The sequence below is a fragment of the Martelella alba genome (assembly GCF_006516955.1).
Classification (GTDB): domain Bacteria; phylum Pseudomonadota; class Alphaproteobacteria; order Rhizobiales; family Rhizobiaceae; genus Martelella; species Martelella alba.
Genome location: NZ_VHLG01000005.1, coordinates 93,814 through 115,724 on the forward strand (window position 1 = coordinate 93,814; position 21,911 = coordinate 115,724).

13 protein-coding genes are annotated in these 21,911 nt (G+C 59.2%); 2 read left to right on the plus strand and 11 right to left on the minus strand.

All coding sequences use genetic code 11. The annotated features are described in order from the left end of the window. The 11 genes from glgC to FJU08_RS11370 form a co-directional block, all read right to left on the minus strand. Nucleotides 1–1,263 (minus strand): glucose-1-phosphate adenylyltransferase, encoded by a 1,263-nt coding sequence (glgC, locus tag FJU08_RS11320; RefSeq protein ID WP_141149123.1) that lies wholly within the window; start codon nt 1,261–1,263, stop codon nt 1–3. A gap of 16 nt (nt 1,264–1,279) precedes the next feature. Next, a complete protein-coding gene (gene glgB / locus FJU08_RS11325) occupies nt 1,280–3,493 on the minus strand; it encodes a 1,4-alpha-glucan branching protein GlgB (protein WP_141149124.1) in 2,214 nt (737 codons plus the stop codon). Beyond that, nucleotides 3,493–5,952, minus strand: coding sequence for a glycogen/starch/alpha-glucan phosphorylase (locus FJU08_RS11330; RefSeq protein ID WP_141149125.1), 2,460 nt, complete (start codon nt 5,950–5,952; stop codon nt 3,493–3,495). The genes glgB and FJU08_RS11330 overlap by 1 nt, the downstream gene beginning before the upstream one ends. Before the next feature lie 216 nt (nt 5,953–6,168). Further along, complete coding sequence (locus FJU08_RS11335; RefSeq protein ID WP_141149126.1) at nt 6,169–7,056, minus strand: transglutaminase family protein; 888 nt, start codon at nt 7,054–7,056, stop codon at nt 6,169–6,171. Between the two features lie 12 nt (nt 7,057–7,068). Then, the gene (locus FJU08_RS11340) at nt 7,069–9,498 is read right to left on the minus strand and encodes a circularly permuted type 2 ATP-grasp protein (RefSeq protein ID WP_141149127.1); all 2,430 of its coding nucleotides are present in this window, start codon (nt 9,496–9,498) and stop codon (nt 7,069–7,071) included. Further along, complete coding sequence (locus FJU08_RS11345; RefSeq protein WP_141149128.1) at nt 9,498–12,827, minus strand: transglutaminase family protein; 3,330 nt, start codon at nt 12,825–12,827, stop codon at nt 9,498–9,500. The genes FJU08_RS11340 and FJU08_RS11345 overlap by 1 nt, the downstream gene beginning before the upstream one ends. Before the next feature lie 160 nt (nt 12,828–12,987). Beyond that, nucleotides 12,988–14,133 (minus strand): ABC transporter permease, encoded by a 1,146-nt coding sequence (locus FJU08_RS11350; protein WP_141149129.1) that lies wholly within the window; start codon nt 14,131–14,133, stop codon nt 12,988–12,990. Next, nucleotides 14,123–15,061: an ABC transporter ATP-binding protein gene (locus tag FJU08_RS11355; RefSeq protein ID WP_141149130.1), complete on the minus strand. Its 939-nt coding sequence runs from the start codon at nt 15,059–15,061 to the stop codon at nt 14,123–14,125. The genes FJU08_RS11350 and FJU08_RS11355 overlap by 11 nt, the downstream gene beginning before the upstream one ends. Further along, on the minus strand, nt 15,058–16,026 hold the full coding sequence (locus FJU08_RS11360) for an HlyD family secretion protein (RefSeq protein WP_141149131.1): 969 nt from the start codon (nt 16,024–16,026) through the stop codon (nt 15,058–15,060). The genes FJU08_RS11355 and FJU08_RS11360 overlap by 4 nt, the downstream gene beginning before the upstream one ends. Further along, entirely contained in the window at nt 16,023–16,652 is a 630-nt protein-coding gene (locus tag FJU08_RS11365; protein WP_181409820.1) for a TetR/AcrR family transcriptional regulator, read from the minus strand. The genes FJU08_RS11360 and FJU08_RS11365 overlap by 4 nt, the downstream gene beginning before the upstream one ends. Nucleotides 16,653–16,991: 339 nt before the next feature. After that, a complete protein-coding gene (locus FJU08_RS11370; protein WP_141149133.1) occupies nt 16,992–18,488 on the minus strand; it encodes an adenine deaminase C-terminal domain-containing protein in 1,497 nt (498 codons plus the stop codon). 470 nt (nt 18,489–18,958) lie between these two features. Between FJU08_RS11370 and FJU08_RS11375 the strand changes: the two genes are divergently transcribed. Beyond that, nucleotides 18,959–20,065: a TRAP transporter substrate-binding protein gene (locus FJU08_RS11375; RefSeq protein WP_141149134.1), complete on the plus strand. Its 1,107-nt coding sequence runs from the start codon at nt 18,959–18,961 to the stop codon at nt 20,063–20,065. Nucleotides 20,066–20,481: 416 nt separating this feature from the next. Next, nucleotides 20,482–21,699 (plus strand): NAD(P)/FAD-dependent oxidoreductase, encoded by a 1,218-nt coding sequence (locus FJU08_RS11380; protein ID WP_141149135.1) that lies wholly within the window; start codon nt 20,482–20,484, stop codon nt 21,697–21,699. The last annotated feature ends 212 nt before the right edge of the window (nt 21,700–21,911 follow it).

Below are 21,911 nucleotides of genomic sequence, written 5' to 3' on the forward strand. Positions count from 1 at the left end.
TCACTTTTCCAGTTTGTCGATCATCGTCTGTGTGATCAGGCAGATGCCGTTATCCGTCCGCCTGAAGCGCTTTGTATCGAGTTCGGGATCCTCGCCAACGACCAGACCTTCGGGGATCTGGACGCCGTGATCAATCACCACATTTTTGAGCCGGGCATGGCGTCCGATATGAACCTGCGGAAGGATGACGGCGCCTTCAAGGCGGGAATAGGAGTTGGCTCTGACACCGGTGAACAGCAGGCTCTTGTAGAGCTGAGAACCGGAAATGATGCAGTCGCCGGAGACAACTGAGGAAATGGCCGAGCCGCGGCGGTTTTCATCGTCATGAACGAATTTCGCTGGCGGGGTGATTTCCGAATAGGTCCAGATCGGCCAGGATTTGTCATAAATGTCAAGTTCGGGGACGATTGCCGTCAGATCGATATTGGCCTGCCAATAGGCATCCACTGTTCCGACATCGCGCCAGTAGGACTGTTTTTCCTGGCTGGAGCGCACGCAGGATTTTGAGAAGCGGTGGGCGATCGCCTTGCCGTGCTTGACGATATAGGGAACGATATCCTTGCCAAAATCGCGGCTTGATGTCGGGTCGGCCGCATCGCGGTGCAGGCATTCGGCGAGAAAGCTGGTCTTGAAGACATAGATGCCCATCGAGGCAAGCGACATGTCCTCATTGCCGGGGATGCCGGGCGGATCGGCTGGTTTTTCGACAAAATCGACGATCAGGTCATTTTCGTCGACATGCATCACGCCAAAGCCGCGGGCCTCGTCGCGCGGCACTTCCAGGCATCCGATGGTGATGTCTGCGCCCTTGTCCACATGCTGGCGCAGCATCAGTTCATAGTCCATCTTGTAGACGTGATCGCCAGCCAGAATGATCATATATTCCGGGTTATAGGATTCGATGATGTCGAGGTTTTGATAGACGGCGTCGGCGGTGCCTTCATACCACTGGGTTTCGGACACGCGCTGCGAAGCCGGCAGGACATCGAAGCTTTCGTTGCGTTCCGGGCGGAAGAAGTTCCAGCCGAGATGCAGATGACGGATCAGCGAGTGAGCCTTGTATTGGGTCGCAACGCCAATGCGGCGAATGCCGGAATTGAGGGCGTTTGACAGCGCAAAATCGATGATCCTCGCCTTGCCGCCGAAGTAGACGGCCGGTTTGGCGCGCGTATCGGTCAGTTCCTTCAGCCGGCTGCCGCGGCCGCCGGCCAGCACATAGGCCATCGCGTCACGGGCCAGTGGGTGACTATGTCGGTTGTTCATTCCATCCTCCCGCATCTCATTCTGGTTCAAGCATGATTGTCGCCAGCGGCGGCAGGGTCACGCTTGCAGTGATTGCGCCGTCGCCCTGAACCTCGGCGCGCACGCGGCCGCCATTTCCCTTGCCGCTGCCGCCATAGATTTCAGCATCTGTATTGAGAATCTCACGCCAGAGACCGGCCTTGGGCAGCGGCACATTGTAGAAATCGCGCACGACCGGCGTGAAATTGCAGATCACGATCACAGGTTTTTCGCCTGGTGCCTTGCGCTGCCAGGCGAAGACAGAATTCTCGTGATCATCAACGATCAGCCATTCAAAGCCTTCCGGCTCGCAATCGCGGGCATGAAGTGCCGGTTTGGCCCGGTAGGTGAAGTTGAGATCGCGCACCAGCCGCCTGACACCTTCGTGCATCGGATATTGCAGCAGGTTCCAGTCGAGCGCGCGCGCCTCGCTCCATTCGCTCCACTGGGCAAATTCCTGCCCCATGAACAGCAGTTTCTTGCCTGGATAGCCCCACATGAAGGCGTAATAGGCGCGCAGATTGGCGAATTTCTGCCAGTCGTCACCGGCCATCTTGGCAATCAGCGAGCCCTTTCCATGCACCACTTCGTCATGCGAAAGCGGCAACACAAAATTCTCGGTGAAGGCGTAGAGCAGGCCGAAAGTGATTTCCGTGTGGTGGTGACGGCGATGGATCGGCTCGCGCGCCAGATAGGACAGGGTGTCATGCATGAACCCCATATTCCATTTGAAACCGAAGCCAAGGCCACCTTCATGCACCGGCTGGGATACCTTGGGCCAGGCGGTCGATTCCTCGGCTATCGTCATCATTTCCGGATGCTGGCCGTAGACCGCCTTGTTGGTTTCCTGCAGGAAACGTACGGCGGCGAGATTTTCATTGCCGCCATATTCATTCGGCACCCATTCGCCATGCTTACGCGAATAGTCGAGATAGAGCATCGAGGCCACCGCATCGACGCGCAATCCGTCGACATGGAATATTTCGCCCCAGTAAAGCGCGTTGTTGAGCAGGAAGGAGGCGACCTCTGTGCGGCCGAAATTATAGATGGCCGTGTGCCAGTCCGGATGGAAGCCCTGGCGCGGATCGGCATGCTCATAAAGGGCAGTGCCGTCGAACTGCCTCAGCCCGTGTTCATCGGTTGGAAAATGCGCCGGTACCCAGTCAAGGATGACGCCGATGCCGACCTTGTGGCAGCCATTGACGAAACGGGCGAGGCCTTCAGGTTCGCCGAAGCGCGCCGTCGGCGCATAAAGCCCGGTGGTCTGGTAGCCCCAGGAGGGATCATAGGGATATTCGGAAACCGGCAGGAACTCGATATGGGTGAAGCCCATATCGACGCAATAGGGGATCAGCCGGTCACCGAGCTCGTCCCAGGTGAGGAACGAGCCGTCGTCGCCGCGCTGCCAGGAACCCGGATGCACTTCGTAGATCGCCATGGGCTGTCGACGCTTGTCGGTGGTACCCCAATATTTGCGGTGGGCAGCATCATCCCACTTCTGCTTCAGTTCCGGTGCTGTGATCGAGGCGGTCTTCGGCCGTAATTCGCTGCGCCTTGCAAAGGGATCGGCCTTCAGGGGCAGCACATTACCGTTGGGACCGATGATCTCGAACTTGTAGGCCGAGCCATCGATGACATCGGGGGCGAAGGTCTCCCAGACGCCGGAATCGCGTCTGAGCCGCATCATGTGACGCCGTCCATCCCAGTTGTTGAAGTCGCCAACAACGGAAACGCGCTTGGCATTTGGCGCCCAGACCGCGAAGTGATAACCGGCAACGCCCTGATGCACCATGGGGCGGGCACCAAGCTTGTCGAACAGTCTCAGATGCGAGCCCTCGCGGACGAAATAATCATCCATCGGTCCGAGAACGGGCCAGAAACTGTAAGGGTCAGTGACGGTCCACTCGACATCGGCGCGGGTGGCGCGATAGCGAACCGGGACAAAGCTGTTGAGGGAGACAGGACCGGCGAAGAAACCGGCTGGATCAAGACATTTCAGAGTACCGAGCGCGGTACCGTCGAGGCTGAACGCCTCGACTTTTTCCGCGCCGGGAATGAAACAGCGGGCGACGTGACCGCCGCCTGCCGTCTGCTGGATGCCGAGGACTGCGAAGGGGTCCCAATGTGTGGCATCCAGAATTCTGTCGATGTCCTCCCGCGACGGGGTGTCGCCCCGCTCCTTGTCCGGACTTTTGGATTCCGGCTTTTTCATCAAGCTCTCCAGATCTCCCGTGCATATTGCCGGATCGTGCGATCCGACGAGAACCAGCCCATGCGGGCGGTGTTGCGTATGGCCTTGGCATTCCAGGCCGCCTTATCTGTCCAGATCGCGTCCACCTCGCGCTGGGCCGCCGCATAGGCATCAAAATCGGCTGCGACCATGAACCAGTCATGGTCATAGAGGCCGCCAATCAGGTCCTTGTAGCGATCAGGATCATCATGCGAGAAGACGCCGGAGGAAATTGCGTTCAGCGCCTGGGAAAGCTCGCGCGAGCCTTCGATGATCTCGCGCGGATTGTGCCCTTCGGCTCTGGCCTTGTCGACTTCGTCGGCGGTCATGCCGAAGATGACGATGTTGTCCGCGCCGACCCAGTCACGCATCTCCACATTCGCACCGTCCAGCGTGCCGATGGTCAGCGCACCATTGAGAGCGAATTTCATGTTTCCGGTGCCGGATGCCTCCATGCCGGCGGTCGAGATCTGTTCCGAAAGGTCTGCTGCCGGGATCATCACCTCGGCGGTGGAGACGTTGTAGTTCGGAATGAAGACGACTTTCAGCAATCCGCGTACGGACGGATCATTGTTGATGACCCGGGCAACATCGTTGGCCAGTTTGATGATCAGCTTGGCATTGTGATAGCTCGGCGCGGCCTTGCCGGCGAAGAGCTTGACCCGCGGCACCCAGTCCATTTCGGGATGGGAGCGGATCTGATCATAAAGCGCGACCGCTTCGATAATATTGAGAAGCTGGCGCTTATATTCGTGAATGCGCTTGATCTGGATATCGAACATGGCCGCTGGATCAATCCGCGTTCCAAGCCGGTTGCCGATCTCACGCGCCAGAACCATCTTGTTCTCATATTTGATGGCGGCGAATTTCTCCTGGAAGCTCGAATCTTCCGCAAGATTGTTGAGGTCCTGAAGTCTTTCCAGATCATCAAGGAACCCGTCACCGATCGCATCGCGGATGAGGGCGGTGAGCTTCGGATTGCACTCGTTCAGCCAACGCCTGGGGGTGATGCCATTGGTCTTGTTGTTGATCCGGTCCGGGTAAAGGCGGTGCAGATTGTAGAACACCGTTTCCTTCATCAGCTCGGTATGCAGCGCTGAGACGCCATTGACAGAATGCGAGCCGAGGAAGGCGAGATTGCCCATGCGCACGCGGCGCTCGCCGCCTTCGTCGATCAGCGAGATCGAGCGGATTGCGTCATCGGCAGCACTGCTCTCCTTGCGGGCCTTGACCAGGATTTTGGCATTGATGGCATAGACCAGCTGCATCAGGCGGGGGAACAGCCGTTCAAACAGCGGCACCGGCCAGCTTTCCAGCGCTTCCGGCAGAAGCGTATGGTTGGTATAGGCAAAGACTTTGGTTGTCAGATCCCATGCGGTGTCAAATTCAACGTCATATTTGTCGATCAAAAGCCGCATCATCTCGACAACGGAAATCGCGGGATGGGTGTCGTTCAGATGGATCGCCACCTTTTCCGGCAGCAGCATGATATCCTTGAACTGCTCCATATGGCGGCGCAATACGTCCTGCAACGAGGCAGAGGAGAAGAAATACTCCTGACGCAGGCGCAGTTCCTGCCCGGCGGGATTTGCATCAGCCGGATAGAGAACGCGGGTCAGTGTTTCCGCCTTGGTGCTTTCCTGCAATGCACCGATGTGATCACCGGCATTGAACTTGTCGAGCAGGATCGGGTCGATGGCCTTGGCCGACCAAAGGCGCAGCGTGTTGATGCGCTTGGCGCGCCAGCCGACGACCGGTGTGTCATAGGCCTCCGCCAGCATGCGTTCGGCAGGCTTCCAGACATATTTCGGTTCATCACCTGCCTTTTCGACGATGTCGACCGTTCCGCCGAAATTGATTTCATAGGCGGCCTCGCGGCGGTGGAATTCCCAGGGGTTGCGATGCGCAAGCCAGGTTTCCGGCAGTTCGACCTGCCAGCCATCGGCGATTTCCTGACGGAAAAGGCCGTTCACATAGCGAATGCCATAGCCATAGGCAGGGACGTCAACCGTGGCGAGGCTTTCCATGAAGCAGGCTGCCAACCGGCCAAGGCCGCCATTGCCAAGTGCCGCATCAGGCTCAAGCTTGGCGATTTCGACCAGCGAAACATTCAGATGCTCAAGCGCTTCATTGATCTGCTCGACCATCTCCATGTTGGAGATTGCATCGCGCAGAAGGCGTCCGATCAGAAATTCGAGCGAGAGGTAATAGACCCGCTTGGCGCCGGTGTCATAGGCCTGACGGGTGGATTCCATCCACTTGTCAACGATGCGGTCGCGCACCGTCAGGCTGATGGCGCGAAGCCAATCATGCGGTTCGGCAACGATCGTGTCCTTGCCGACAGTATAGGTCAGCTTTTCAAGAATATCGGCCGCGAGCTTCTTTGAATCAAAGGAGCGAGGCGTGGGAAGCGGCAGGTCGGGATTAGTCACTTGGCTCATTGTAGGGATCCGTCAATGAATAGCGATAAAGTAGAGAATGATCAGCCGGTTAGGACTGGGCCACCTGTCATGCGCGTCTTATGAAGCACAGTTTATGCACTGATGTGACGCACATGCAATAAAGCCGTATGAAACAAGATTAATTTATTTTGGCGATTGAGAGACGAAGTTTGCCCGGAGCACAATTTTTACGCTAGTATTCGGCGTCTTTTGCTTTCAGGCGGCCTCGACCGGCACGACATCAACCGCCTGGGTCGCCTGATGTTCGCCATAGGTCTTGAGCACGCCGACCACCGGTGCGACATCGGAATAATCGCGGCCATAGCCAACAACGATATGATCGCTGCTGACCGTGATATCGTTGGTCGGGTCGAATTCGATCCATCCCAGCCGCTCGCCGCACCAGACCCTGACCCAGGCATGCATGGCGTCAGCCCCTTCAAGCCGGGGCTTTCCGGGCGGCGGAATGGTTCTGAGATAGCCGGAAACATAACCGGCGGGAATGCCAAGGCCGCGTAGCGCACATATCATCACGTGGGAGAAATCCTGGCAGACGCCGCCCTTTAGCGCAAAGGCTTCTGCGGGCGAACTGTCGACGGTCGTTGCTTCGGGATCATATTTGAAATCCCGGTAGATCAGACTGCAGATTTCACGGGCGATGTGGAACACCGTCATGTCCCGCTCAATCAGCACCTGATGCCCGTAGGCGACGATCTGCCGGTCAAAGGGAATGCGTGGGCTGGGCGACAGGAAGTGGTGCGGCGAATCCGCACTTAAGGAAAGGGCGCGTCCATATTCTTCCCGCAACAGGGCGCGCGGCGGCGCATATTCGATGACGGGGCTTGGCGGCTCGACCGAGACGCGCGCCTTCATCATGATGGTGAAGCTTTCATGCGGCGGTGCAACAAGGGTCGATATCGCGGGGTGGCCGAAAAAATCGACAAAGCCTTGCTCTTCGTCGGGGCGGGGATCGAAGGTCACACTGCCGGCGATCAGCCGCTGGCGCTGGGTCCCGGAAAGCGGCATGACGCGCGTGATGTGGCGCGCCAGCGAAGCCGGTGTGTCGTAGGTATATTCCATCTTCAGTGACAGGTCGTAGAGCATGAATTCCCGTCCTCAAAGATAGGTCTGTGCCAGACAGTCGGAAAGCGCTTCCAGATCCAGCTCCAGCGCCTGAAGAAATTCCGGTGTCAGCGTATCCGCCGTCATGACTGCGAGACCGGATTGCAGCCGCATGGTTTCACGATGCAGAGGCGATATCTGCAATTGTGATGCCTGGCTCGGCAATTGTTCGACCTCGCTTAAGAGTTCGTTGAGCTGGAACAGGATTGATCGCGGGTTTTGCGGATCAAGCGCCAGAAGGTCGGTGACTGTAACCCGGTCGGTATCGACATTGTAATGCCGGCGATGGGTCATGACATTGTCGCCGATTTCCAGCAGCATGTCGAAGGCGCCATCGGGGGCATCCTCGCCGGAAAGCCGGGCAAGCAGCCGGGTCATATGCAGGCCGCGTTCGAGATAGCGCCCGATTGACAGGAAGCGCCAGCCGGTGGAGCGATACATGTTTTCGTGAACCAGACCGGCAAAGCCTGCAAGCTTACGCAGCAGGATCGTCGTCGCATGGGCGGCATCGTCGCCGGGTTTGATAATATCAACGAAGCGGCGCGTGGTCTTGGCAAGATCGCGCAGCGCCAGCCAGCCATCGGGTGAGAACCGGTCGCGGATATTGCCGGCCGAATAGACGGCGCTGTCAATATCACCCAGCAGCGCCTGGGGCAGGGCGGTCTCCGAAAGGTCGATACCGAGCGTCTCGAGATAGTCCTCGACTTCAGCCAGAAGCGGCTGCTCGCGATCGGCGATTTCGGCGAAGCGGCTGTGCCAGGCGCGCAGAATGCGTAAAGATCCTTCGGCGCGTTCGATATAGCGGCCCAGCCAGAACAGATTGTCAGCCGCCCGGCTCGGCAGGTTTGACGGGCGGTTACGCGGCACGCGCGATTCATGCGTCAAAAGGCTCGGGCGCGCGACAGGTGTCTGGCTGACGATCCACACATCGGCAGCGCGGCCGCCTGTCTGCATGGCAAGCGCCGCCACATCGGCACTGGAGCCGATCCGGGCGAAGCCGCCGGGCATGATATGCCAGCCGTTTTGGGTGCGGGCGGCAAAGACGCGCAGCGAGAAGGGGCGGGGCGTCAGCTTGCCATCGACAAAGGCGGGCGCGGTCGAAAGCTTCACGGCTTCCTGGCCGACGAGGAAGGGGCCGCGCTTTTCCAGCCAGCGCTCGACCGAGCCCGGTCTGCGGTCGGCCAGCTTCGCGCCGGTGAATGACTGGCCGTAATCGTCGAAGAAGGGCATGCGTGAATAGGCCGGGCCGATCACCATATTCTGCAGGTTCTGCGCCACATGGGCCCGTTCGGCCTCTCCACCGCACCACCAGGTGGCAACAGAGGGGACCTTGAGCTCCTCGCCAAGCAGCCGGCGTGAAATCGCCGGCAGGAAGGCGAGCAGCGCGCGGGTTTCAACAATGCCGGAACCGAGCGCATTGACCATGGTGAGGTTGCCGGCGCGGATCGCCTGAACCATACCGGGCGTGCCGATGCGCGAATTCTGGTTCAGTTCCAGCGGATCGGTGTAGGACGCGTCAAGCCGCCGCCATAGCACATTGACGGGCCGGGGCCCGGCAACGGTGCGCACCATGACGCGGTCATTGGAGACGACCAGATCCTCGCCTTCCAAAAGCGAAATGCCGAGATAGCGGGCGATATAGGCGTGCTCATAATAGGTCTCATTGGCGGGGCCCGGTGTCAGCACCGCGATGCGGCCCTCGCCATCGTTGTTTTCGGCCTGCAGCGCATCACGGAACGCGCCGAAGAACGAGGCGACGCGGTGGACATGGAGATCGCCATAGATGTCGGAAAAGGCTCGCGCCGTGGCAACGCGGTTTTCCAGCGCGAAACCGGCACCGGACGGCGCTTGGGCGCGATCGGCAAGGACCCACCAATGGCCATCGGGACCACGGCCGACCTCGAAGGACATGAAATGCAGGAAATGTCCGCCGGCCGGCTGAATGCCGACAAGCGGGCGCAAGAATTCGCCGTTGGCGGCAATCAGCGATGGCGGCAGGAACCCTTCCTGCACCAGACGGTTTTCGCCGTAAAAATCCGCGATCATCGCTTCAAGCAGATCGGCGCGCTGCTTCAGTCCTTCCGAGAGCGCTTCCCATTCACTAGCATCAATGAGAACCGGAATATGAGAGAAAGGCCAGGCCCGCGGGCCGTCCTGTCCGTCATAGGCGCGATAGAAAACGCCGGCATCGCGCAGATAGCGGTCGGCGCGGGCAAAACGCTCGGAAAGTTCGTCGCCAGTCATGGCCTGAAGCGCATCGAGAAAAGGCTTCCAGACCGGCCGCATGTTTCCTTCGGCGTCCACCATTTCATCGGGGACACCGGGAAGGGACCTATAGTCCGCAGCATTCAAATCGGAGGAGGCGTCCGGCTCGGTCGCCTTCTCGTCATTTTCAGCCACTTTGGCTGCCTGTGCTTCTGCCATTAAAGTCCTGCGGGACGCCTGAGGTCGAGGGTCGTCGGGAATTCCTGCGAAGGCGCCTCACGATAGATCGTGTGCCAGCCGCCGGTATGGCCCGAAGCCTCGAACCGCGCCAGTCGCCGCGCTTCTGCCTCGTTGCTGTTGACGGGGAAGGTCTCATAGTTCCGCCCGCCGGGATGTGCAACATGGTAAATGCACCCGCCAATCGAACGGGCCGACCATGTGTCGTAAATGTCAAACGTCAGGGGCGAGTTGACCGGCAGGACCGGATGAAGGCCCGAGGCCGGTTGCCAGGCCTTGAAACGGACGCCTGCCACTGAAACGCCGGACTTGCCGGTTGGCTTCAGCGGAACCTGCCGTCCGTTGCAGGTGACAATATAGCGGTCCGGAGCGCTGCTTTCCAGCAGCACCTGCAATCGTTCCACGGAAGAATCGACATAGCGCACGGTTCCGCCCGGCGCGCCCTGTTCGCCCATCACATGCCATGGCTCCAGCGCCTGACGCAGCTCGAGGCGGTTGCCTTCATATTCCACTTCGCCGAAGAAGGGGAAACGGAACTGAAGCTGGGCCTCGAACCATTCCGGCCGCATCTCGATGCCATTGAGCTTCAGATCGGTCAGCACATCCATGAAATCAGACCAGATGTAATGCGGCAGCATGAAGCGGTCGGCAAGCGCCGTACCCCAGCGGGTGAACTTGCCCTCCAGCGGGGTCTTCCAGAAACGTGCCAGAAGCGCGCGCACCAGAAGCTGCTGGGCAAGGTTCATGCGCGCATTGGGCGGCATTTCGAAGCCACGGAACTCAACAAGGCCGAGACGCCCGGTTGAACTGTCGGGCGAAAACAGCTTGTCGATGCAGATCTCCGCACGGTGCGTATTGCCCGAAACATCGATCAGCAGATTGCGGAACAGCCGGTCAACCAGCCATGGGAGCGGCGGCAGATAGCCCGATTGCGGATGCGGGATCTGCGACATCGCGATTTCCAGCTCATAAAGCGAATCGTGCCTCGCTTCGTCGATGCGCGGCGCCTGGCTGGTCGGGCCGATGAACAGGCTGGAAAACAGATAGGAAAGCGAGGGGTGGCGCTGCCAGTGCAGCACGACGCTCTTCAGGAGATCCGGCCGGCGCAGGAACGGGCTGTCGCCCGGATTGGCGCCACCGACGACGACGTGATTGCCACCGCCGGTTCCGGTGTGGCGGCCGTCGATCATGAACTTGTCGGCACCCAGGCGGGATTGCCGGGCTTCCTCATAAAGCGCGGTCGTGGTCTTGACGATATCCTTCCAGTTGGACGCCGGGTGGATATTGACCTCGATGACGCCCGGATCGGGTGCAACGCGGATCACGTTGATGCGCTCGTCCTGCGGCGGCGCATAGCCTTCGATATGAACCGGCAGGCCGAGCTTTTCGGCGGCACGCTCGGCCGAGGCGATCAGGTCGAGATATTCCTCCAGCGTCACCGTTGGCGGCATGAAGACACAGAGCCGGCCGTCGCGCGGCTCGACCGATATTGCCGTGCGCACGAAACCGCCGATCGACTGTCCGGCAACCGGATTGGCGGAGGTCGGGGTATCCTCGAAGGGCTTGAAGCTTGCCTGCGGCAGCGGGCGGCCCTCGTCGTGGCGGAAATCCGGCAGCGGATCGCGTTTCACCGATGGGTCGAGCGGATTGATGAAGGGATATTGGGCGGCCGGAATATAGGCAAGCGAATCGAGCGGCAGACGGAAGCCGACCGGGCTGTCGCCGGGGATCAGGAATATCCGCCCACGCCGCGTCGTCCATTTTTCCGAAACCCAGGTGAGGCCGGAGGCGCGGCCCTGCCAGGCCTGAACCGGCAGGACATAGCCGGTTGGCCGTGTCAGTCCGCGTTCGAAGACGCGGGCAATGCGGGCGCGATCCTCGGCATTCTTGAGCCTGGAGTTAGACGGATCGACATTTTCCGGCAGTGCGCCTTCACGCATGATCCATTCTGCCGGATCCTCAAAGGCGGGCGCGACCATTTCGGGTGCGATATCGAGCTCGGAGGCGATCGCCTGAAGCAGACGGCCGGCATCGTTTTCATCAATGCCCGTGTCATTTTTCTCCTCGGCAATCAGTTCCGGATTTTTCCAGATCGGCAGACCGTCCTTGCGCCAGTAGAGCGAGAAGGTCCAGCGTGGCAGGCTTTCGCCCGGATACCATTTGCCCTGGCCGTAATGCAGGAAGCCGCCGGGGGCAAAGCGCTCGCGCAGCCGCCTGATCAGCGTGTCGGCAAGGCCGCGCTTCATCGGGCCGACGGCGCCGGTATTCCATTCGTCGGCCTGAAAATCGTCAATCGAGACGAAGGTCGGCTCACCGCCCATGGTGAGCCGCATGTCGGTATCTTCAAGGATCGTATCGACCTTTTCGCCCAGCGCGTTCAGCGCCTCCCAGCTTTCATCCGAAAATGGCCTGGTGATGCGCGGATGTTCGGCCACGCGCGACACTTTCATGTCGAAGTCGAACGTCGTTTCGGCGTCGCCATAAAGGCCGCCGGAAATCGGCGCGGCATTGCGGAAATGCGGTGTGGCGGCCAGCGGAATATGGCTCTCTCCGGTCAGAAGGCCGGAGGTTGCGTCAAGGCCGATCCAGCCGGCACCCGGAAGATAGACCTCGGCCCAGGCATGCAGATCGGTAAAATCGTGGTCGGTGCCGGAAGGTCCGTCAAGCGCCTTCAGATCCGGCTCCAGCTGGATGAGGTAGCCGGAAACGAAACGGGCAGCGAGCCCCATATTGCGCAGGATCTGCACCAGCAACCAGGCGGAATCACGACAGGAACCGGAAGCGCGTTCCAGCGTTTCCTCAGGTGTCTGCACGCCCGGCTCCATGCGGATGATATAGTTGACGTCATGCTGAAGCCCGGCATTGATGCCGACGATCATGTCGACGGTGGTCTGGCCGGGCGTCAGGTCAAGCTTTTTCATATAGGCCGCAAGGCGCGGTCCCATCGGCTCGGGCTTGATGTAGATCGACAGGTCTTCGGCAATGCCGGGGTCGTATTCGAAAGGATATTTGGTCGCCTGTTCCTCGACGAAGAAGTCAAACGGATTATAGACCGTCATGTCGGCAACCAGATCGACCTCGATCTTCAGCTCACGCACCGGCTCGGGAAACACAAAGCGGGCAAGATAGTTGCCATAGGGATCCTGCTGCAGGTTCACGAAGTGATTGGACGGCGTAACCTTCAGCGAATGGGAGATGACCTTGGTCTTGGAATGGGAGGCGGGCTTTAATCTTATGATCTGGGGCCCGAGAATAACGGGCTTGTCGTATTTATAATGTGTCAGGTGATAAATGGCTGCTTTAATTGACATTATTATCCTGTCCGGCCCTGTCGGCCTCATCCCCTCATTATTACGAGGGAAAGTTTGGGCAAAGCCAGACAATAAAGCAAGCACCATTTGAGCGCATTTCGCGCTTGCAGTGTATCCGTGTCCCCGTTGCCGCACATCAGGCGAACTGGCCCCGGCTGCGTCAGTCGAGCGTGGTGTGGAAACGGGTCACGGCGATAATGATGGCGATGATGGCGATGACGGCCAGCACCATGGAATCATAGCCAAGCAGGGTGATATCGGCGCCTTTCAGCATGATCGCGCGCACGATCCGGAGATAATGGGTCAGCGGCAGGCATTCACCCAGATATTGCGCCCATTTCGGCATGCCGTCGAAGGGGAACATGAAGCCGGACAGAAGGATGCTCGGCAGGAAATACATCACCGACATCTGCACGGCCTGAAGCTGATTGGCGGCGATTGTGGAGAAGGTGTAGCCGATCGACAGATTGGTGATGACAAATAACAGCGTCAGCCCGACCAGCGACCATGGATCGCCCAGCACCGGCACGCGGAAGATGAACAGGCCGAAGGTGATGATTAGAAGCGCCTGCATCAATCCGATCAGCACGTAGGGGGTGATCTTGCCGAGCATGATCTCCAGCGGCGTGATCGGCATGGCGAGCAGGTTTTCCATCGTGCCGCGCTCGGTCTCTCGGGTCACGGCAAGCGCGGTGAAGACCACCAGCGTCATGGTGAGGATGGTGCCGAGCAGGCCGGGAATGATGTTGAGCGTCGACTTTCCGGCCGGATTGTAACGGCGATGCTGGATGATCTGATAGGGCGGATCGGTTGCCGCCTCGATGCGGACATGGCGAAGGCCCGCAACCGAGGTGGAGATGATGCCGGAAAGCGCCCCGAGTGCCGAGGATGAGGCCACCGGGTCGGTCGCGTCGGCTGCCACCAGCAGCGCCGGCGACAGGCCGCGGCGCATGTCGCGCTCGAAATTGGGCGGGATTTCCACGACAAACAGAACCTTGCCGGATTCCAGCAGCCGGTCCATGTCCTCAGGGCGGGTCACGGTTTCGGTGATATCGAAGAAATCCGTATTCTTCAGCGCGGCAATGATGGCGCGCGAAGTGTCGGTGCTTTCCGACATCATGACTGCGGTGGGCAGGTGGTGCGGCGTGGTGTTGATGGCAAAGCCGAACAGCAGCAATTGCATGATCGGCAGCATCACCATCATGCCCAAAGTCAGCCGGTCGCGGGTCATCTGGATGAATTCCTTGATGGTCATCGCCCGGAACCGGTTGAAGGAAGCGGCAAGGGATCCCCGTTCAGTCATCATCGAAATTATCCTTCGAGGCATTCATGAGGTAGATGAAGGCGTCCTCCAGCGTCGCTTCGCCCGAGACACAGCGGATATCGCTGCGCGCGGCATAGGGCGCAAGCGACTGCTGCAGAAGGGCGGCATCATGGCCGCAGACATGCAGCGAGGCTCCGAAGGGGGCGACGAGGTCGATCCCGTCAAGATGTTCAAGCTCGCCCTGCAGCTGGTGCACATCCGGCCCTGAAATCATCCAGGCGTGCAGGCCGGAAGCGGCGACTACGTCATCGACCGAGCCGGTAACGACGAGCTTGCCATAGGCCAGATAGGCGATCTCATGGCAGCGTTCCGCCTCGTCCATATAGTGGGTCGAGACGAGAACGGAGAGACCGTCAGCGGCCAGCGCATGGATTTCGGCCCAGAATTCGCGCCGCGCTTTGGGGTCGACGCCAGCGGTCGGTTCGTCCAGCAGCAGCAGGTCGGGATCGGGCAGTGTGCAGGCGCCAAGAGCCAGCCGCTGCTTCCAGCCGCCGGAAAGATTGCCGGCGAGCTGTCTTTCACGGCCGCCGAGACCGAGCTTTTCTATTGCCTGTGAGGCGCGTTTTTTCGGATCCTTCAGGCCATGAATGCGGGCGACAAATTCAAGGTTCTCGCGGATTGTCAGGTCCTGATAAAGTGAGAAGCGCTGGGTCATGTAGCCGACCCGCCGACGGATCCGTTCGCCGTCTTTCGTGATATCAAGACCAAGGCAGGTGCCGGTGCCGGAATCGGGCGTCAGCAATCCGCACAACATCCGGATCGTTGTGGTCTTTCCGGAGCCGTTGGGACCGAGAAAGCCGTGGATCGTGCCCTTTTTCACCGACATGGACAGCTTGTCGACCACGGTCTTGCCGGAAAAGCTTTTCGAAAGCTCGTGAACATCGATGACATTTTCGCCCGCATCGCTCATGGCTTCATTCCGGCTTTGGAAACGCTGAGCGGAAGGCCAACGGGCAGCGATAGCGGATCGTCAGGCCTGGCCTTCAGCCGGTAGACCATTTTGGCGCGTTCCTCGCGCGAGAAGATCTCCGGCGGCGTATATTCGGCTGATTGGGCGATGAAGCTGATGGTCGCCATTTCACCGTTACAGCCATCGCAGGACAGCGCCACCTTGTCCCCGACCTTCAAACTGGCGATGTCGCCTTCAGGGACAAAGAATTCGATATTGATATTGCCGGGCGGCAGAAGCGCCACGATCGGCCGGCCGGCGGGCGCGACTTCGCCGGTACGGTAATAGGTTTCCTGCACGCTGCCGGAGGCGGGCGCCGAGATGGTTTTCAGCGCAACAACGGCTTTGGCCGCAGCGAGATCGGATTTGGCTGCGGCGACGGCGTGTTCCGCTTCCGCGATATTTTCGTCACGTTGCGGCAGTTTGCCAAGCGCGATCTGAGCGTTGATCTTGTCGAGTGCGGCCTTTGCCTGTTCGAAGCTGCTGACGGCATTGTCGAGATTGGCTTTGGTACCGGTTTGCTGCTGATAGAGCGAACGGGCGCGCTCCAGCGCCTGTTTGGCATAGGTGAGGGCGGCTTCCGCTTCCGCCTTGGCGGCCTGAAGCTGTTGCAGCTCTTCCGGCCTGTCCTGCGGGGCTTTTGCCAGTGAAAGGGCCGCTTCCTGCCGTGCAAGCGTGGCTTCTGCCGTGTCAACAGCGGCCTGTTCTGAGGTACTTTCAAGCGTGAACAGCACCTGTCCTGCCTGCGCTTCGTCACCCTCGGTGACGCTCAGTGACGTCAGCCGCGCTGTCGATGGCGCGCCGATATAGAGCATGTCGGCCTCCACATAGCCAAGCCAGCCCTGACCGGTCCTTGGGGCAAAGAAATAGAGTGCTGCCGAAAGGCCAGCGACAAGCACGGCGACGATCGCGATGAAACGCTTCATTGCTCCGCTCCTTCAGCGGGAGAAAAGAGAGAATCGAGCATGAATGCAAAGGCGGCGCGGGCATTGAATGTGCCGTAAGGCTGAAACAGCATATCCCAGACCACGCTCATGACAATCGGCGAAAAGACGATCTGCGGGGCATCAAGCACGGCCGCCGAACGCAGTTCGCCGGTCCTGCCTGCACGCTCCAGAAGGGTCTTGAGAAGCGACAGACCGGGCCCGACCAGATTTTGATGATAGTAGGCGGCAAGTTCGGGGAAATTGCCCATTTCGGTGACGACGAGGCGCAGAAGGTCGCGCTTGCGGGTGCTGAGGATCTCGGCCTCGATCAGTCCATAGACCACCGAAAGTGTTTCGCGCGCCGAAAGATGAGACTGGGCGACGAAATCGCCCGCCCGATCCAGCATTGGCGTCATCATGGCGGAGATCAGCCCCATGAAAAGCGCCTGTTTGTCAGAGAAATAGAGGTAGACCGTTCCTTTGCCGATACCGGCGAGCCGCGCGATATCCTCGATCCGGGCATTGGCGAAGCCTTTTTCCGCAAACACGGTCAGCGCTGCATCGAGGATGATGCGGCGCCGCTCTTCCGGCGGCATGGCCTGCCGTTTCCGCTCCGTTTTGGTCACTATAATGCTATCCCATTTTCTGACTGACCAGTCAGTCATATCATGGGCGGAGCGTTTCGGCAATGAGAACCTTTATCGGTCCAAACAGTGAAGAAGGAGACAGTACGGCCGGGGATGTGGCTGGGCTAGACGAGAAGAGGCAGGAGACGAGATGGGGTGTTCTGCAGAAAGGACCCTGTGCCGGAGTACAATCAGGCCTGCGCGGCTGGCGGTTTGGAATGATCAAGAAGGCGGGAGGGGGTAGCCTCGGGTTTGATTGCAGCGATCACGCGCCCCGCGGCAATTGTTCTGTCGCGGGGATCATGAATGTGTTTTCTGAAGCCGGGCATATTGCCGGTTTCACCCGGCAGCAACGATGGAAATGCGCGGCCGTTCTCTTGTCGCTTCGTTGGCGGCAGGCGGGCGAGCGTTGGGGGTAAGGCCCGTCAGCAGCCGGAACAGCATGAAGGGCTGCGGCCAGTCGACCACCGTTGCCAGCGCCTCCCGGATTGTCGCAAGCGCTTCGGCCGCTTCCGGCAGGGAGCGCATATTGCCGCCATTGTTTATCGGCAGCGCCATCAGCGCGTTGACCCAGCCATCGGCCGCAATGGCCATGCCGCCGCCAGCATCGATGACGGAATTGGCCGCCACGGCCATGTCCTGTTCCGAGCGGCCAATAACAAGAAGCTTGCCCGGCGCGTAGGACAGCGTGGTGGCGAAGGCGCCACGCCAGCGCCCGAAGCCGGAAATGAAATGGACTTCCGGTTTTTGCACGCGTTTCGCGTGCGGATCGATCAGGGCTACCATCACCACATCATCGGGAAGGTCGAGCCGCCCTTTGCGGATTTTACCCTCCATCTGTGCGTGGGGGGCATCGCCGGGGGCTGCGGCGACCGGGATTGCGGGATCGTCTGTCTTGATGCTGAAGAGATCAGCCGAGACGTGGCCGCAGCTCAGCGGTGCGCTGCCTGTCGTGGCTGCAATGACGGTTCGCCTCGGTGCCTTCTTGCCGACAATTGTTCCACCGGCAATGACGGTGTGAATGGTAAGGTCGTTCACATCTTCAAGCAGGACGAGATCAGCCGTCCGTCCCGGTGCGACGACGCCGAGTTCCCGGCGGCCAAGGGCGATTGCAGCATTGATGGTCGCGGCCTTGATGACGTGGACCGGGGAGAGGCCGTTGCGCACGAGGCGCTGCATCAGCGCGATCAGTCCGCCCTCACGGTCAAGTGTGTCCGGCAGGCAGTGGCCACTTGAAAGCGTCAGCGTCAGCGGAAATTGCGGCAGCCGTTTCAGCGCCTTGACAAAATCGGGCAGTGCCTGGGGGTAGGAGCCGTCAATAATGACGGAAAGGCCGTCACGCAGCATGGCGGTGAGTTCGGCCGCGGAAGCTGCTATGACGAAGCTGTCATTGCCGCCGAGATCGTCAACCGTGCTGAGCAGACGCAGGTTTCCGCTGGATCCGGCGCCGTTCATCTGGGCGGATTTATCTGACGGCAGCTCGTTTGCGCGCCAGACGGCAGTGGTGACGCCGTGAAGCAGAACGGAATCGGTATATTGCTGCGGAGAGATCATGGCCGTTTCGATGCGTGCTGCCATGTCGATGAAACCGGGCGCGAGAAACAGGCCGCAGGCATCAATTTCGCGCGCGGCAGCGCCCGCGCTACCCGGCAGCAGGACAGCCGAGATCCGGCTTTCCTTGATACACACATCGGCGGCGCGCTGTTCGCCCGTAATCACGTCGACAAGCGTCGCACCACGGATCACAAGATCGGGCGTGTCTTCTTTTGGTGTCGCTTTTCTGCCGCCCGCGGTTTTTGCCGCGGATCGCATTTCCGACGATGTTCTGCCGGTCATATGGGTTTCTTTCTGTGTGACTGCGCGGGTCTTCGCACGGGATGCCGCGTAGTGTGTCTTGTCTCAGGATGGGCGCAACGGTTGTACAGACGCGCTTCTTAACGCCTAAATAGGCCGATGCTGTGTCAAATCAACGACAAATTCGTATAGCTGCGTATCAAAAAAGACTTATCCCGAGGCTATTTCGCGGAGGTCTATTGTGGTCGTAGCCGCTTGCCGCAGTGCCGTGAGCCGCTATAGAGCGATGCGACGGGTGGCGTTTCGCAATAAAAATCGCATTGGACCGCCTGTTTCGCGCGGAAAATTTCACTTCGTCAGGTAAATATGGCAAGAAAGTTGCTGCAACGCGGCAATTTCCGGTGGTGGGGGCTTGAAAGTCTGAACAAAAGTAATTAGTACCGCGCGGTACGGTACAGCCGGGATCGTTTTCCCGGCCCAGGCCCCAAGAAACATGAAGCAGGAAACCATCCATGGACCGCCGCACATTCTTCAAAAAAGCGGGCGTCGCTTCGGCGGGTGCCCTCGTCCCGGCTGCGCTGGCAGCCCCTGCCATTGCTCAGGAAAGCCCTGAGATCAACTGGCGTCTTTCCTCTGCATTTCCGCAGTCGCTTGACATTCTCTACAGCGCTTCGACTGGCATTGCCGATCGAGTGGCTGAAGCGACGGACGGCAAGTTCAAGCTCCAGGTCTATGCCGGTGGCGAGATCGTTCCGCCGCTTCAGGTTCTGGATGCCGTGCGCGACGATACGATCGAAATGTGCCACACGCCGTCCTATTACTATATCGGTCAGGACATGACCTACGGTCTTGGAACGGCCGTTCCCTTCGGCATGAATGCACGTCTGAAGAATGCCTGGCTCTACCAGGGTGGCGGCAATGAGCTGTTTGACGAATTCTTCGCCACGCAGGGTCTTGTTGGCCGTCCGGCCGGTAACACGGGTGCCCAGATGGGCGGCTGGTTCCGCAAGGAGATCAATACGGTCGAAGACCTCAAGGGGCTGAAAATGCGTATCGCCGGGCTCGCCGGCCAGGTCATGGCAAAGCTCGGCGTCACCCCGCAGCAGATTGCCGGCGGCGATGTCTATTCGGCGCTTGAACGCGGCTCGATTGATGCCAGCGAATTCGTTGGCCCCTATGACGATCTGAGCCTCGGCCTCGTCAAGGTCGCAAAATACTATTACTATCCGGCATGGTGGGAAGGTGGTCCGACCATCCACGCTTTCATGAACAAGGAAAAGTTCGAAAGCCTGCCAAAGAACTATCAGCGTATCCTGATTGATGCCTGCGATGCCGTGAACCTCGATGTTCTGGCGCAGTATGACGCCAAGAACCCGAAGGCCCTGCGTGAGCTCGTGGCCCAGGGCGCTGTTCTCAAGCCTTTCAGCGACGACATCATGGAAGCAGCCTATGCTGCCTCCAAGGAAGTCTTTGCCCAGATTTCGGCCGATAATCCGACCTTCAAGAAGATCTATGACAGCCAGATCGAATTCAAGAAGGATGCCTATCTGTGGATGCAGCTTGCCGAGTTTTCTTTCGACAAGTTCATGATGATCCAGCAGCGCAAGAACAATCTCTGATCCATTCGGGATTATCCTGATTTTGAAAAGCCCGAGCCGCAAGGCCCCGGCTCGGATTGCTGACTAAGTCATTCAGCTTGCATGTTTGAGGTGGAATAGCCCCTCCCTCCGTCGTCATCCCCGTGCTTGGTCCACGGGGATCCAGGCTCTTCGAGGCATTGGATTGTAAGAGTCTTTCGCCGTGCAGACGCACGGCTGCTGGATATCTGTGTCAGGCACAGATATGACGTCAGAGGGGATTGGAAAGCTTTGTCAACAGTTTGGGCCCGGGCCGGAAAGCCCGGGCTTTTTGCGTCAGGGGACGCTTTGCGCGCGCAGGCTGATGCCTATTTGATGGAACTGGCGGAATTGACGCTTTGGGGACGCGGACTTAAGCAGGGCAGATGAATTTTGCGATCGTGTGACAGGAGCAGGCATTGGCTGGACGTTTGGTAATCGTGGGTGCAGGGCAGGGCGGCTTTGCGGTGGCCGCGAAGCTCAGGGCGCTGAAGGATGAACGTCCCATCACCATGATCGGTTCTGAAACCGTGCCGCCCTATCAGCGCCCGCCGCTGTCGAAGAAATATCTGCTTGGTGAGATGAGCTTCGACCGGCTGATGTTCCGCCCCGAGACGTGGTACGCGGAAAATGAGGTCGATCTCAGGCTTGGTCATTTCGTCGAGGCGATCGACCGGACGGCCAAAACGGTGGTGATGCAGAATGGCGAGGTGATCGCCTATGACCATCTGGTGATTGCGACAGGTGCGACGCCGCGCAGCCTGCCGTCTGCCATTGGCGGGGATCTTGATGGTGTTTTCGTCATGCGTGACAAGGACGATGCAGACAGTCTCGCCGAGGTGATGCAGGAAGGTAAATCGCTCCTGGTGGTCGGTGGTGGCTATGTCGGGCTGGAGGCCGCAGCCGTGGCCCGGAAATTAGGTCTTTCGGTGACCGTCATCGAAATGGCCGATCGCATTCTCAAGCGCGTGGCTTCCCCCGCAACGGCCGAGATTATGCGCGCCATCCATCAATCGCATGGCGTGACGATCCGTGAACAAACCGGACTGGAACGGCTTGTCGGCGAGAACGGTAGGGTGACCGGCGCCATGCTGTCCGACGGCACGGTGATTGCTGCTGATATCGTCGTTGTTGGCATTGGCGTGACACCAAATGATCAGCTGGCCAAGGATGCGGGCCTTGAGGTCGCCAATGGTATTGTTGTTGATGACCATGCCACAACCTCCGATCCTGCGATTTTCGCGGTTGGCGATTGTACCGAACTGCCATTCCGCGGCGCCCGTATTCGTCTGGAATCGGTGCCCAATGCCGTTGATCAGGGCGAGGCCGTCGCCCTGATCCTGTCCGGCAGTGACAGGCCCTATCAGCCTGAACCCTGGTTCTGGTCGGATCAGTATGATGTCAAACTGCAGATTGCCGGATTCAATCAGGGCTATGACCGAACAGTGACGCGGCCGGGACAGCGTGAAGGTGCCGTCTCGGTCTGGTATTTCCGGGGCGGTGAACTGCTGGCCGTGGATGCTGTCAATGACGCAAAAGCTTATGTTTCTGCCAAGAAAATGCTGGCATCGGGCATCAACCCGCCCGCCGCGCTGATCGCCGATCCAGGCACAGATCTGAAATCCTTACTTGGCTGAACCGATTTATGCGCAGGTGTGGACGCGAGCGAGCTTGCTCGATTATCGCATTTTACTAATATGTATTTGTAATGAATGATTCGACAGTGCTTTCGGCAAGTATTTCGCCGGGCGTTGAAAAAAATTTGAGCACCTGATCTGTTGGAACAAATTTGGGGTGACTGCGTTGGTTTCTCGTTGAGCATGTATTGCGCCAAGGCTTTCGGCTATGA

What these genes read in the sequence shown, in the direction of transcription:
- FJU08_RS11345 (WP_141149128.1), bottom strand. Translation starts at nt 12,827, where the DNA reads ATGTCAATTAAAGCAGCCATTTATCACCTGACACATTATAAATACGAC.
- FJU08_RS11340 (WP_141149127.1), bottom strand. Translation starts at nt 9,498, where the DNA reads ATGGCAGAAGCACAGGCAGCCAAAGTGGCTGAAAATGACGAGAAGGCG.
- glgC (WP_141149123.1), bottom strand. Translation starts at nt 1,263, where the DNA reads ATGAACAACCGACATAGTCACCCACTGGCCCGTGACGCGATGGCCTAT.
- FJU08_RS11375 (WP_141149134.1), top strand. Translation starts at nt 18,959, where the DNA reads ATGGACCGCCGCACATTCTTCAAAAAAGCGGGCGTCGCTTCGGCGGGT.
- FJU08_RS11355 (WP_141149130.1), bottom strand. Translation starts at nt 15,061, where the DNA reads ATGAGCGATGCGGGCGAAAATGTCATCGATGTTCACGAGCTTTCGAAA.
- FJU08_RS11370 (WP_141149133.1), bottom strand. Translation starts at nt 18,488, where the DNA reads ATGACCGGCAGAACATCGTCGGAAATGCGATCCGCGGCAAAAACCGCG.
- glgB (WP_141149124.1), bottom strand. Translation starts at nt 3,493, where the DNA reads ATGAAAAAGCCGGAATCCAAAAGTCCGGACAAGGAGCGGGGCGACACC.
- FJU08_RS11350 (WP_141149129.1), bottom strand. Translation starts at nt 14,133, where the DNA reads ATGATGACTGAACGGGGATCCCTTGCCGCTTCCTTCAACCGGTTCCGG.
- FJU08_RS11360 (WP_141149131.1), bottom strand. Translation starts at nt 16,026, where the DNA reads ATGAAGCGTTTCATCGCGATCGTCGCCGTGCTTGTCGCTGGCCTTTCG.
- FJU08_RS11335 (WP_141149126.1), bottom strand. Translation starts at nt 7,056, where the DNA reads ATGCTCTACGACCTGTCACTGAAGATGGAATATACCTACGACACACCG.
- FJU08_RS11330 (WP_141149125.1), bottom strand. Translation starts at nt 5,952, where the DNA reads ATGAGCCAAGTGACTAATCCCGACCTGCCGCTTCCCACGCCTCGCTCC.